General features: G+C 44.3%; 10 protein-coding genes. All 10 read right to left on the bottom strand.

Annotated elements, in window-relative coordinates:
• Positions 1-65 precede the first annotated feature (65 nt).
• Genes H8B21_RS03075 through H8B21_RS03120 form a run of 10 tightly spaced genes read right to left on the bottom strand, consistent with a single transcriptional unit; the run spans position 66 to position 13593 of the window.
• Positions 66-1520, bottom strand: coding sequence for a glycoside hydrolase family 28 protein (locus tag H8B21_RS03075; protein ID WP_190312301.1), 1455 nt, complete (start codon positions 1518-1520; stop codon positions 66-68).
• Positions 1521-1561: 41 nt separating this feature from the next.
• Positions 1562-2458: a sugar phosphate isomerase/epimerase family protein gene (locus tag H8B21_RS03080; RefSeq protein ID WP_190312302.1), complete on the bottom strand. Its 897-nt coding sequence runs from the start codon at positions 2456-2458 to the stop codon at positions 1562-1564.
• A 3-nt stretch (positions 2459-2461) separates the two neighbouring features.
• Positions 2462-3847: a glucuronyl esterase domain-containing protein gene (locus H8B21_RS03085; RefSeq protein ID WP_190312303.1), complete on the bottom strand. Its 1386-nt coding sequence runs from the start codon at positions 3845-3847 to the stop codon at positions 2462-2464.
• Complete coding sequence (locus tag H8B21_RS03090; protein WP_190312304.1) at positions 3844-5406, bottom strand: sodium:solute symporter; 1563 nt, start codon at positions 5404-5406, stop codon at positions 3844-3846. Before H8B21_RS03090 ends, H8B21_RS03085 begins: the two co-directional genes overlap by 4 nt.
• A 38-nt stretch (positions 5407-5444) precedes the next feature.
• Entirely contained in the window at positions 5445-6557 is a 1113-nt protein-coding gene (locus H8B21_RS03095) for a four-carbon acid sugar kinase family protein (protein WP_190312305.1), read from the bottom strand.
• A 6-nt stretch (positions 6558-6563) separates the two neighbouring features.
• Positions 6564-7589 carry a 4-hydroxythreonine-4-phosphate dehydrogenase PdxA gene (pdxA, locus tag H8B21_RS03100; protein WP_190312306.1) on the bottom strand — a complete coding sequence of 342 codons (1026 nt, stop codon included), beginning with the start codon at positions 7587-7589 and terminating at the stop codon, positions 6564-6566.
• A complete protein-coding gene (locus H8B21_RS03105) occupies positions 7582-8520 on the bottom strand; it encodes a dihydrodipicolinate synthase family protein (RefSeq protein ID WP_190312307.1) in 939 nt (312 codons plus the stop codon). Before H8B21_RS03105 ends, pdxA begins: the two co-directional genes overlap by 8 nt.
• A gap of 1 nt (position 8521) precedes the next feature.
• Positions 8522-9673 carry an iron-containing alcohol dehydrogenase gene (locus H8B21_RS03110; protein ID WP_190312308.1) on the bottom strand — a complete coding sequence of 384 codons (1152 nt, stop codon included), beginning with the start codon at positions 9671-9673 and terminating at the stop codon, positions 8522-8524.
• 21 nt (positions 9674-9694) lie between these two features.
• On the bottom strand, positions 9695-10855 hold the full coding sequence (locus H8B21_RS03115) for a sialidase family protein (protein WP_190312309.1): 1161 nt from the start codon (positions 10853-10855) through the stop codon (positions 9695-9697).
• Positions 10852-13593, bottom strand: coding sequence for an alpha-L-rhamnosidase (locus H8B21_RS03120; RefSeq protein ID WP_190312310.1), 2742 nt, complete (start codon positions 13591-13593; stop codon positions 10852-10854). The genes H8B21_RS03115 and H8B21_RS03120 overlap by 4 nt, the downstream gene beginning before the upstream one ends.
• Positions 13594-13599: the final 6 nt, after the last annotated feature.

A 13599-nucleotide genomic window follows, 5' to 3' on the forward strand; every position in this document is an offset into this window, starting at 1 on the left:
CTTTATAATCCTTAAATATCGAAAATAAAACGAAATAAACAAAGAAAAAAGAAAAAATACGAAAATCAATATGGCGTTATCCGAACCATTTCTTCTTTAAAACCGGTCACATGCACACTATCAACTGCACATTCCTCGCAGTGCACTTCGCTGTTTTTAATCACGAAGTTTTCTGCATCGTTGATCACGAGATAATGCTTTCCCGTCGCCAGCAAGTTTGAAATCTCTACATTCTTTAATCTGGATTCGGGAATACCCTCTACGTTGATACAATGTGTTGATGATTCAATCAGCACATTGTTGATATTCACATCAGAAAACGCCGGTGTCAATGCATTGCCCTCCACGGCAAAATCCCGGCTTGCCTGCTCTCCTACGTGCGTCGCACTTCCCAACATATCCCAACGCAAAGCGGAATGCACGACGTTCATCCGGATATTTTCAAACGCAATATCGTGTCCACCGCCTCCGCGCGGACGACGGGTTTTAAAGCGTATGCCTACATCCGTTCCGTCGAAAGCACAATCATGCACATATAGATTTTTTATCTTACCTGCTGTTTCACTGCCCAAGGTAATACCGCCATGGCCTGTCCCTGCCAAGCAATACCGTACCACAATATTCTCGGAAGGTTTATTCACACGCAGCCCATCGTATCCCCTACCCCCTTTTATTGCAATACAATCATCGCCCGTATACAGGCTGCAATATTCCACCAATACATTTTTAGAGGATTCGATATCAATTCCGTCACCGCGTTGTATACCTTCAGAATACACTTTGATTCCACGGATGATCACATCTTCACAATAAGTCGGCACGACGTTCCAAAAAGCGGATCGCTCTAAAGTAAGTCCTTCTATAAAAACTTTCTTGCAATTTATCGGTGCTATCATCGCTGGTGGAAAAATAAAAGATGTGGTTTTTCCATCATAGATACGATCCTTAACGGGTGTATTGCTATCGACGATTTTTTCTATAACCTCGTGGGTCATGATTTGTTTACGTACGGAACCCTCTCCTGGCCCTCTCAATTTACCCTCGCCCGTAATCGCTATATTCTCCGCATCGCGGGCATAAACACACGCGCCCAGTGAATATAATTCTATGCCTTCGTTCCGTGTAAACACGACAGGCAAGAAATCGGCGATTTCATTTTTAAATGTAAGTACCGCACCCTCTTCCAGATGCAGGTTAATATTGGATTTGAGTTCAATTCTCCCAGAGACATATTCACCCTTCGTCAACAAAAGTGTTCCCCCTCCTGCCGTCGCCAATCGATCTATCGCTTCTTGGATATTGGATTCTCCTGCAAATAGAGAATCTGTACGTTGGGGGAACGTCGGACGTTTAAAATCATATTCAAAATAAGGCGACTGAATCGGCGCAATAGTGTCGGGCATTACATCTGCTCCTACTTCGCTATACGCTGGCACACGCCTTTCCAGCTCTTCTTTCCATGTCGTCGATGTACAGGCATAGCATAACATGCCGATTAGACTAATCCATAATGCTCTCATCAAATTATCGCTTTTGTAGGTTGTAAGATCCAGAAAGCACTTTATCCTTGAAAAATAGATTTTACGTATCTGGTGTTTGCTCCGAAATTCTCTTTCACCATGCGTGGTGATAGGTTGGCGTCTCTGGAACGCTCGATAACCAACCAGCCTTTCCAACCCATTCTATCCAGTTCTTCTTTAACTTTTGGCATATCCAAGCGGGTATTGTTCTCCAGCCAAACACCGTCTTCATCCGTACAGTGGATCTGGCAGATACGTTTTTTACCCAAGATGCGCATTTCTTCCATCAAATCCCGTCCTTCCTTTAACGGTTCAGAAAAATTAAAGTAAACCTGTATGTTTTTAGAACCTATTTCTTTTAACAATTCGACTTCACCCCGAGCATCCAATGCTGTCTCAATGCCTACGACAACCCCGGCTTTCTTTGCCATTTTTCCGACTTCCTTCAAACGTTCTACAATAGCAGGACGCAATTCCGGATTCTTCACTAAATCTCCCTGCACACCTAAAGGCAAAAATGCTACCTTGGCACCCAATAGTTGACAGGTCTTTAAACAGTCGCCCACCATTTGCTGGTATGTCGGTCGTGTCGCAAAAGATTGTGCATAAAATCCTGTCATTGCCACCGACGCTACTTGGATATTGTATTGCTTTAATTCGTTGATATAATTTGTACGAAATGCTTCATCGAAAAATTTGTTATCAAACGTATCACGATCGCCTAGACCTCCCATATCCACTTCAAGCCCGTCAGCACCAATTTCACTGGTCAATTTAACGGCACCCAGTTTCTGTCTTTTCAAAATCATCAAATCGATGACAGCGACTTTATAGCGCTGTTCTTTCCGAGCGAACGCCCAGGTTGATTTTGGCAACATCAAGGCTGCTGTGCCTAGAACAGATGCTGCTATAAATTCTCTTCTGTTTAATGCTTTCATATCTCAATCTTCGAACAGTTTTTCTAAATTTTCATAACCCTGTATTGCGTTGGACGGTAGGTTCTCGCCATTTGGTCCAAAAGCATACAATGCTTTTTCTTCTTCGATCACGCATCCGGATTCATCATAGTCACCCGCCGGATTTTTAATCCCTTTCGTGTTTAAACCAAAATGTTTAGTCATAAAATCATATACGGGCTTCCGTTTGGAATAACCAAAATCATGACCATCCTCCGGAAGATGGACATTTTCTACGTATTCGGGTTTCCCATAATAACCGTATATTTTTTGTAGATAAGGAAAATCATGTTGCGGCATGTGCGCTGTCCAATCCTTGCCATCGGAAATAACCAGCTGCGGTCGGGGTGCCGCCATGGCGGCTAGTTCAACATTATTTGTTCCACTCGCACTGGCGTGTATCGGCATCCCACTCTCACAAGGACATCCTCCATAAAAATAGGACGACAGTGAGACAACCGGGATGCTTATCGTGATGCGGTCATCTAGTGCCGTCATAAGTACGGTCTGGCTTCCACCACCTGATCCTCCGCAGATACCGACACGCTGGGTGTCGATCGTTTTATCTTGCAACATCCAATCTAATATCCGGATAGCGCCCAGTGTTTGTACGGTGAGCGCCAAGCTTCTACGATGGTCTTTCGGATCAAATTGCAAGGTGGACTCTCCCCATCCAAAAAGGTCGTAACTTACCGCAACAGCACCCATTTGCGCGGTCATGGCACAACGGATCTGCGCATCCTTCCGAAAACGATGCCCTGCCCAATGGCCGTCTGGACTCAACATCAACGGCACTTTACCTTTTAATTTCAATGGTCTGTAAATAGAACCGTTGACATACAAACCGGGCATAATCTCCAAAGCAAAGTTTTCTACCGTATAATTTTTAAACTTCCGTTTTTTAGTTACCAGCGGTACCGATTGCGGCATGGGGGGCATCGGCGACAATTTCAACGCTTTGTATAAATCTGGACGAATCTGCTGTTTCCGCTGTTCCCAGCTGTGTTTATCGTGATATTGCGAGGCTAACTCATCCAAATAATCCCAACCGTCCTGTGGTTCCCATCGGTAATACTCGTATTCCTTCAGCTTATATTTACCTTCTCCCTCTTTGTTTACTTTGAGATCCAACGGTGCCAGCACATTTCGAAGGGTTTCATCTACATCGGTACGAAAGCGCCAAGCCGCATAACGCAACCATTTTCCCTCCACTTGGTTTTCATCATATTTTATGCGGATGTTATATCGTTCTTCCAAGATGCCAAGTACATCCTTTAACGGCATCTGGTATCTATCATCGGAATTCTGTGCTTTGCTGAAATGGATAAAGCAACATAAACAAACCCCTATAATTACTGAAATTCTAATCATGACTCTATTCCCCTTTCCCGGTCAAGTCTACGGTTCCTTTTCCATCCCTTATAGTATAAATTGGAGTCTAATTCGGGTTTTGGAAAGAATAAACTAGCCAGATAGCCGACACCAATAACGACTAAATGGCTATATACGCCCAACATCATTTTATTATGTGTAAAATTATATTTCCCTAAATCCAACAGAAGAAAAGTATTACCTCTAAATTCAATCTCGGTACTGGTTAAAAACGCATAAGCAGTAAACAGGACACACACGATGATAGCAATATTTATCCCTTGCCGATTTGCACGTTCGGTGAAAATTCCCAAAAGAAAAATACCGACGATACCTCCCGAGAATATCGCATATAGCGTAAAGATGATCCCCAGAATACTTTCGCTTCCCAACTCCACATAAATAAAACCAATAATCATCGAGATAACACCTGCAATAGCCACCATCCAACGACTAGCGCGCAAGTATTCGTTGTCTACTTTTTCCGGACGGAGTTTTTTATAATAATCTTCAATTCCTACAGCTGCCAGCGAGTTGAGGTCGGCGCTGAGGCTACAAATAGCTGCGGAAATCATCGCTGCCAGAATAAACCCTACGACGCCTACCGGCAACTGTGTCATGATAAAATAAGGAAACACACTATTGGGACCAATATCATCCGGCAGTGGTTGTTGGGTATAATATACGAAAAGGGCTGTACCAATAAACATAAACAGTGACCAGACAGGCACGGTTAATAAAATCCCCATTAACGAGGCACGGATTGCCGATTTATCGGAACGTGCGGTTAAATAGCGCTGGATAACCGTTTGGTCTGTCCCGTACTTCTGAACAGCATAAAACGCCCCGTTGATGGCCATCACTATAAAGGTCAGTCGCGTAAAATCCAGATCATAAGGCCCAAAACCCGTACGTCCATTTTCTGAAGCAACCCGCCATACTTCCGGAAAACCACCGTTTACAGAGAAGATAATAACGAGCAAACATAAAATTCCGCTGGCGAAGAGCATAAATCCCTGAAATACATCCAGCCAGATGACCGCCTCAATACCACCGAGCAAGTTAACGATAACAATGATGCTTCCCACAACGAGTATAATCCAATATGTGTTGATGTTCGTCATGCTCGATAATGCTACTGCAAGCAGATACAATACCGTTCCCATACCCGAAAACTGGCGCAGTACAAAGGCAATGGAACTATAATACCGCGCAAAATTACCGAACCGCTTTTCAAAGTACTCGTAGGTACTCAATCCAATCACCTTTCGGTACAACGGCACAATAAACCATACGGTACCGAGCAGCACAATAGGCACCATCAGTCCTTGAACCAACAGTATCCAATTGTTAGCATACCCTTCGGCAGGATATCCTAAAAAAGTAACACTACTAATCAAGGTTGCCAATAGTGACATTCCTATAGCCCAGGAAGGGACACGCCCTTTGGCCGAAAAATAGGCTTCGGTAGACTTCTGATTTTTTGCATATCGAAGTCCAAAGTATAACGTAATTAATAAAACGGCGATAATTATTCCGTAATCAAATATGCTTAACATAAGGTTTATCTATCATTACTCGATGTACATCGATTGGGTTAAAACACCCATAATTTTTCTGTCCAAGGATAACTCCCCGGTTTCAATGTCACCACCAATGTTGTTTCCGGCACATGATTTCGAATCACGCCTTGCCTATATTCCCATACAGGCAGGAGTGTATCGATACCCAATACCTCTAATATTGCCCGAGCTGTTGCACCTCCCTCAATGATCAGCTCACACAATACGTATTTCTGATAAAATATGGCTAGCACCTGTGCGATATGCTCCCGCACCACCTGTGCATTATAAGACACCGTGGAAGCTACCGCCAGTATCACTTCGCCATATCTATCCATTTTGCGACGGATATCTTCCGCCACTTCTTCTTCTTTACCAATATCCGACCAATATACCACTTTATCCGCGTCAACTGCTGCGATACGTTTGATACTATTTTCGTGATTGGAACCACACACATACAAAACCGGTGTCTGTAGCAGCGGCTCTGCATCTTCTTTTACAAGCCTTTTTTTTGTTCGTTGACGCAACAACGCTTCAAAAAAAGCGGCTGCTCCCGCGTAGATTCCAAATGGTGTCACGGTAGAAGCCCACTTATTCAAACCTTCTTCATCTTTAACCGCGGCGACAATATAAGGTGATGTTGTTGGTGACGGTTCTTCTACATCTTCTGTCAACTTCCAAGAATCGGCTTTAAGCGTTTCTAATACGCTACTTTTCACTATCGGAAACTCGGGATCACGAGCAAAATCCGTTTCTGCAATCGGCTTACCGCCTATGCAATACAAGCCATGCTGAATAACCCGACCTAAAGCAGGGTTAACAGGGCAAAAAACGACATTGTCTTTTTGGAATAACACGCGGTAAAAGGAAATTTCTGCCGCAATATGTCCACGAAGAGCGGAATCAAATTTCAGATATATCCAATCCCATTCCAGTGTTGGATTCACCGAAAATACCGCTTTCAAATGCGCAAGTGCTTCCGCTATTTTTAAAGAACGGGTATTGGTATTCAGAATCCGGACATCTGTCGTTATTGGCGCTTCCAACGAATGCACGATCTCCACCGATAATCCGTAACGCAGGGCTATCCCGCCTATTTCGGCAGCACCTGTCAAGTCATCCGCAATTACCAATATCGATGCCATACTTTTTTATTTATTCCGCGCCAACTGTACTGCCGATTCAATAGCTAATATCATCGCATCTGGACTTGCTACGCCTTTTCCGGCGATTTCGAAAGCTGTTCCGTGGTCAACTGATGTACGGATAATCGGCAAGCCCATCGTAATATTTACCCCTTTCACACTATCCATTTGTTTTTTCTCTGCATTCCATTTAAAACCTGTTAGCTTAAATGGAATATGTCCTTGGTCATGATACATCGCCACGATACCACCATAGTAACCTGTAGCTGCTTTCGAAAAAAGCGTATCCGCAGGTACAGGTCCCTCTACATCATATCCTCTTTTACGTGCTTCTTCTACTGCCGGAACAATCTCTTCATCATCTTCGGTACCAAATAGTCCCGAATCTCCAGCATGTGGATTAAGTCCTGCTATGCCTATCTTGAGGTTGTTTTCTCCGAGGCTGACTAACCCTTGGTGCAGCAACTCCGTCACTTCTACAATACGGTCCTTCTTCACCAGATCACAAGCTTGCCGCAGTGACACATGGGTAGACACATGGATGACCTTCATGTTTTCTTCTACGAGAAGCATTGCATATTTCTTTGTTTGCGTATAATGGGCATAGATCTCCGTATGACCTGCAAAATGATGTCCAGCTTCGTTGACGGACTTCTTATTTATCGGCCCTGTTACCGTAGCGTCTAATTCTCCTTTGAGTGCCAAATCGATCACTTTGGTGACCGCTTCGAATGATGCGTTTCCCGCTTCTGCGGATATTTCTCCAAACGTTATTTTAGATAAATCCGTATTTTTCAAATCCAGCACGTCCGCTTCTCCTGCAGTAAATCGAGCTTCCGAAACTTGTTCAACAGCATGAATAGCGATAGGTAGCTGCAGCCGCGATATGATCTGCTGAAAAACAACAGCATCTCCCACCAAGATGGGTCTACAGATATCCTGCACACGGGCATCCAACAAAGCTTTCAATGCGATTTCGGGACCGATACTCGCCGGATCCCCCATCGTAATACCAACAATCGGTTTATACATGGCTAACTAAATTCAGTTTAATGTTATCTTTCCCTATCAAAGCGTGAAATGCTTCGATAATATTCGTTTCTTCCTTCGCTCCCAGCGTATATAAAGGCGGCATCATAAAGGACTCACATAACCCCAATTGCTTCATCAATATCTTTAATGCCCATAGGGATTCACCCAACGATTTATTGGATTGATACAACGCTCCCAGATCATCGGATTGCTTTTGCAAAGCATAAGCACTTTCCAGATCACCTCTTTCCACGGCCAGGCACATATCCCGGTAAATTGCAGGAGCAAAATTAGCTGAACTCGGCACAATCCCGTCACTACCGTTTATCAAGGAGTGGGCGCATGCGCCTGCCCAACCCATATAATGTTTAAAATCTGCGCGATCTCTCCATAACTCCAGCGACTGGTCCAATCGATCCATATTACGTTCGGAGTCTTTTACGGCGACGATTTTCGGATGATGACTAAGCCCGTCCAATAGTTTAAGAGGGATAGACATGTGCGTGGTCGCCGGTATGTTGTATACAATCAGATCAGGTGTTATTGCTTCAGCTAAATCTAGATAGTACTTTTCTATCTGGACATCTGACAGCTTGTAATAAGTCGGTAAAGTCGCCGCCACTTCAGAAACGCCTAAATCATACGCCAATTTGGCAAATGAAATAGAATCCTCCATGATATTGGAAGAAATCCCGACATATAGTTTTTCACCTTCCGGTCTATTGACAACAGCAGCTCTTAAGTATTCCTCTTTAAAAGCGTTGGACAAGGATGCGGATTCGCCCGTTGTCCCTAATATAAAGGGTGTTGCACCATTGGTGTATAAATATGAAAATATACGGGATACGGCATCTTGGTCCAAGCTCAAATCTTGTTTCAGTGGTGCAACCACCGGTACAATAGTCTCTTTTTTTGTTCTAACTTCTTTCATTTTAGTAGGCAGCATTAAATATGGTTATGGCATCTTGCAACGTAATTTCTCTGGGGTTGTTGACTAACAACCTTGTAATTTTCATAGCATCCTCCGCCATTTGGGGAATAGCTTCTTTGGGTATTTCGACATCGCGTAAACGAGCGGGAATACCACAAGCATTAATCAGCGCCCTTATTTTCTCTATTCCGCCACGGGCTGTTTCCTCGTCGGTAGCTAAGCGGTCGCACCCTAGAGCAATAGCTACTTCTGCATATTTTTTTGGTGATGCTACATAATTATATTCCATCACATAAGGCAATAACAATGCATTGGAAAGCCCGTGTGCCAAGTGGAACATGCTTCCCAACGGGTAAGACAGGGCGTGTACGGCCGCTGTATTCACTGGTCCTAGACAGAAACCGCCCAACATACTTCCCATCGCCACCTGATACCTTGCTTCTTCATTCTTCCCGTTATGAACCGCTTCTTCCAAGTTTGCCGCAATTAAGCGCATACCTTCATAAGCATACATATCAATAAAAGGTTGCGAAAATTTATTGGTGTAAGCTTCCAGGCAATGTGTCAACGCATCCAGACCAGTGGCCGCAGTAATCGCAGGGGGTACACCGACCGTAAGTAAGGGGTCCACATAGACCTTATCCGGAACTAAATAAGGACTGATGATACCCTTTTTCTGATTTTCGTCATCCACCAGGATAGCGTTAGGAGACACCTCACTTCCTGTTCCCGATGTTGTCGGGACGCAGATAAGTGCCTTATTTCGTCCTTTTAGCACCCCGTTTCCTACAATGTCCTCCAACGATTGTGTATTATCCAGCTGCGCCGCAACCAATTTCGCTACATCCAACACGCTTCCGCCTCCAATACCGATGACTGCGTCTGCCGGGAAAGGCACAAGCGTTTGTAAAAGTTGTTTCACATCCGAAAACGACGGTTCCTGTTCGATACTGGTATCGACAACCACCTCTATATTATTTCTTTCCAGTGTTGCCGTAAAATCAGCTAACTGATCCAGCAATGGTTTAATCGTCATGATGATGACGGTTTTATATCCCCGTTCCACAACATCTTCGGTTAGCTGCTGCAACACACCATTTCCAAAAACCAATTTCCCTGGAAAGCTAACCTTTAACACCCTATCTATTGACATATTCTTTTTTCGATAATCTATTTACTCTTCTTCTGCTTTATAAGTTTCCAGCGTAGGGAGCTCATATCCCTTTACTTGGGGCCAGACACCGTTCTTTATTGCTCTTTTCTTTAACTTTTTGGGATTCACCACGACGTGCTTCATCTTTTCCCTCCGCCAGGTATAAGCAAAATGCAATAGGCCATCGCTTGTCTGTATAACCGCTGGATAGGAATATTGACTGATAGGTGAATCTTCCAGAATCAATACCGCGTCCCATTTCTTTCCGTCTTTCGAGATGGAAACATTTAATGGCGTGCGTGGTCCTTTCGGATTCTCCGGCGGTGGCAATACGTGATTGTATACCAACACATGCGTCCCATTTTTCATCGTGACCGCATCGGTACCCGAATTATTATTCGGCAGCGTTGTCTTGCGCAATGGTGTCCAGGTTTCCCCATAGTCATTCGACCATGATTCAACCAACGCCCAATTACGGCTTCTCGCTAAAATTTGTAATTTACCATTCCCATGATCCAATACACTGGGTTGAATCGCATTGATGTCATCTTCTCCTCTTCCAATCGGACCTACTTTACGCCAGGTTTTTCCAAAATCGGGTGTGATTTCAAAATGAATATTCCAACCATTGCCTTCCGTGCTCGTCGGGCAAATCAAATTACCATTACTCAACAAAACAGGCTTATTCTTGATAGGTCCCAAAAAACCTTCGGGAAGCTTCTCTGCTGCCGACCAAGTTTTTCCACCATCTGTAGAGCGCTTTAACATCCCCCACCATTCGGAAGGTTTTGGCCCTACCTTATAAAACAACAATAAGTCGCCATTGGGTATTTGATACAATACCGGATTCCAAGTAGGCAATCTGCTACCGTCTTCCTGCACACCGTCAGCAGCCGATTGCGGTGCTGTCCACTGTTCATTTTCATATCGGCAGATATAGATTTCTACATCGGGATGGCGTTCATGTGTACCACCAAAAAAAGTGTAGACTAAATTCCCGTTTGTGGTTTCCACGATACTGGCCGAATGGCAAGAGGGGAAAGCAGCTTTATCGTAGATAAACTCGTCCTTTACAATGCCTTTTCTCCATTTATGCAAGGCGTTTTTTTCCTGTGCCCATGCACCCGACAGGAATGCGAGGCAGAGGATAAAAGTTTTTATGGCTATGTGTTTCTTGTTCATGGTAACGTTGATAAAAATTGATATTTACCGGACCCCAATTCGATTATTACGCGTCCGTTTTCTTCTCCTATGATCTTTATGTCCGAATGATCAGCAATTTGCTTTCCTTGTTCGGTAATAAACCGTACCCCTTTGGCCGGGATATAAACATGTGCCGTGGTATTGGCCGGAATAGCTATCTGCCAGGCAAACCTATCTCTTTTTCGCTTCCACGACGAGGTAATCATCCCCTGTATACTTTTATGGTTTGCTTCCACATCATCCAAGCCGTTAATGAGCTCCGGCTTCATAATAATCCTTTGGAATCCGTTCGCTGCTGATTTAATTCCTGCCAGATTCTCGTAATACCACACCAATAAGTCGCCGAGCATCATGACATGGTTTTGGGAATTCATGCGCGGATGGGCTGTATCGCCATTCCACAATTCCCATATCGTCGTCGCCCCATTCTCCAGCATATAGCCCCATGAGGGATAAGTAGTATTCGTTGCCAACTTGTACGCCAAGTCAGCACGTCCCATATCGGTCAGCGTCCGCATAATCCACTGTGTCCCCACTAATCCCGTACTTAAATGACCGTTATTCTCTTTTTCGATAATCTCCACAATCCTATCCGCTAGCTTCTCTTTCTGACCTTCTTCGACCAAACCGAAATACATCGCCAGTAAATTTTCCGTCAATGTATTGTTGCCATAGTAACCTGATGGATTATAGAATCTTTTGTTAAAGTCCTTCTTCATGTTGGCCGCGGATTCCTCAAATCCGGCACGATCCTGGCTATTTCCTGTATGTTCAGAAAAACGAGCGATCATCTGCAACAAATGATAGTAATAAGCTGTGGATATAAGGGGATTCGGACGTTTAACATCCGCACTCTTACCACGTCCTTCCTCGATAGTCGCGGGTGGCGCACACCAATCGCCATAGCTGTCCTTGGTGATGATACCTTCGCTATCCCTGTAAAGCGCCTCCATATACCGCATCCATTTCTTCATGGCTGGATAGTGCTTTTCCAATATCCGCACATCGCCTGTCTGTTGGTATAACATATCCGCCACAATTAAATACGTGCCGGGCCAGGTCATGTTATCACTGTAATACCGCCAGAACGCTGGTGCGACATCGGGGATTGCGCCATCCTCTTTCTGGGACAGGCGAATGTCCTCCAACCATTTGCTGTAGAAATTTGCGTTATCAAACAAAAAGTTTTCGCCATAGGCGCTACCCGGACGGTCGCCCAACCAAGCTTGACGCTCATTACGTTGCGGACAATCTACGGGGATACTTTTGTAGTTCGAGGCGATTCCCCACCAAGCATTCTTATGAATCTGATTCAATAACGCATTGGACGAGGTAAATGACCCAACGGTTTCCATTTCATCATATACTAAGCGTCCGATAAATTTATCCAGCTCCACTTCTCCGGGATAACCTTCTACTTCAACATACCGAAAACCATGATACGTAAAACGCGGTTCCCATTCTTCTATATCACCACCTTTTAAAATATATACATCTGTCGCCTTTGCAGCGCGTAGATTGTCTCGAAAAAGTGTACCATCTTCATTTAGCGATTCCGCAAAACGCAGTGTTACTTCTGTTCCACCTGGACCCTGCACACGCATTTTCACCCAACCCGAAAAATTCTGTCCGAAGTCGATAATATACTTACCCTCTTTCGGTGTGATGGAAACCGGTTTAAGGTCTTGCATCACTTTCATGTTGTTGTTGATCTGTGCTTCGTAGTTCCCTCCCGGCTCTTGTACATACTCGGCTCTTTCCCATGTGGCATCATCGTATCCCACCTTCGCCCAATCTTTCAATTCCTTACGGGCATCATATATTTCCCCGTCGTATTCGTTATTGGATATGATGGGGCCGTCTGTCGTCCCTTTCCACGTATCGTCCGTATGAATGGTTTGTCGGGAGCCATCCGTATAGGTGATGCGGATCTGCATCTGCATTTTGGGAAAACCGAAGTTCTTCACCTTGTACGGTTTTTCCTGCCGTATGGCGTAATAACGTCCATTACCTAAGATCACACCCAACGTGTGTTTTTCTCCATTTAGTAATTCGGTGACATCGAACACATTGTATTTTACATTTTTGGTATAATCGGTTAAGCCGGGAGCCAACACTTGATCGCCCACTTTATGGCCATCGATATACAACTCGTACAAACCGAGACCCATGATATACGCAGTTGCTTCCTGCACTTCTTTTGTGATGGAAATCTCCTTTCGGAAATAGCGCGCACTGAGATAGCCGGCCTCTTTATCGTCGCTATCAAAGTAACCATCAAACCCAATCCAACGTCTATTCCAATCCTTGTAATAGAGCAGACCTACCCGCCACGAGGCGGGTACGGACCAATCGGATGCACCTTTATTGGTATATACTTTTACTTTCCAGAAGACCTCCGTATCACTTTTTAAAGCTTTTCCATCATAGAATACGGCGATTGAATTATCGGATTCCGTTTTACCCGAATCCCATAGGTCTCCTATATTTTGTGCCAGCTTTTCCGGTGATGACGCCACGAGGATATGATACGCGGTTTGCACCACATTGCGGGCATCCGCCTGTATTTGCCAACTCAACCTTGGGTTCATTTTATCAATACCCAACGGATTGGTTAGCAATTCACATCGCAGAGCGTCCGCACTTGGCTGTGCAAAAGCTGTTACGCTTAAAAACAACCAAACGATCAATCCTGTTATCTTCACCTTACTTTTCATTGTTCT

It is taken from the genome of Sphingobacterium chuzhouense, from assembly GCF_014692525.1.
In the GTDB taxonomy this organism is placed as follows: Bacteria; Bacteroidota; Bacteroidia; order Sphingobacteriales; family Sphingobacteriaceae; genus Sphingobacterium; species Sphingobacterium chuzhouense.

Bases quoted from the DNA above. Each gene is read 5' to 3' on its own strand.
- H8B21_RS03075 (WP_190312301.1), bottom strand. From the start codon at position 1,520: ATGAGAGCATTATGGATTAGTCTAATCGGCATGTTATGCTATGCCTGT.
- H8B21_RS03080 (WP_190312302.1), bottom strand. From the start codon at position 2,458: ATGAAAGCATTAAACAGAAGAGAATTTATAGCAGCATCTGTTCTAGGC.
- H8B21_RS03085 (WP_190312303.1), bottom strand. From the start codon at position 3,847: ATGATTAGAATTTCAGTAATTATAGGGGTTTGTTTATGTTGCTTTATC.
- H8B21_RS03090 (WP_190312304.1), bottom strand. From the start codon at position 5,406: ATGTTAAGCATATTTGATTACGGAATAATTATCGCCGTTTTATTAATT.
- H8B21_RS03095 (WP_190312305.1), bottom strand. From the start codon at position 6,557: ATGGCATCGATATTGGTAATTGCGGATGACTTGACAGGTGCTGCCGAA.
- pdxA (WP_190312306.1), bottom strand. From the start codon at position 7,589: ATGTATAAACCGATTGTTGGTATTACGATGGGGGATCCGGCGAGTATC.
- H8B21_RS03105 (WP_190312307.1), bottom strand. From the start codon at position 8,520: ATGAAAGAAGTTAGAACAAAAAAAGAGACTATTGTACCGGTGGTTGCA.
- H8B21_RS03110 (WP_190312308.1), bottom strand. From the start codon at position 9,673: ATGTCAATAGATAGGGTGTTAAAGGTTAGCTTTCCAGGGAAATTGGTT.
- H8B21_RS03115 (WP_190312309.1), bottom strand. From the start codon at position 10,855: ATGAACAAGAAACACATAGCCATAAAAACTTTTATCCTCTGCCTCGCA.
- H8B21_RS03120 (WP_190312310.1), bottom strand. From the start codon at position 13,593: ATGAAAAGTAAGGTGAAGATAACAGGATTGATCGTTTGGTTGTTTTTA.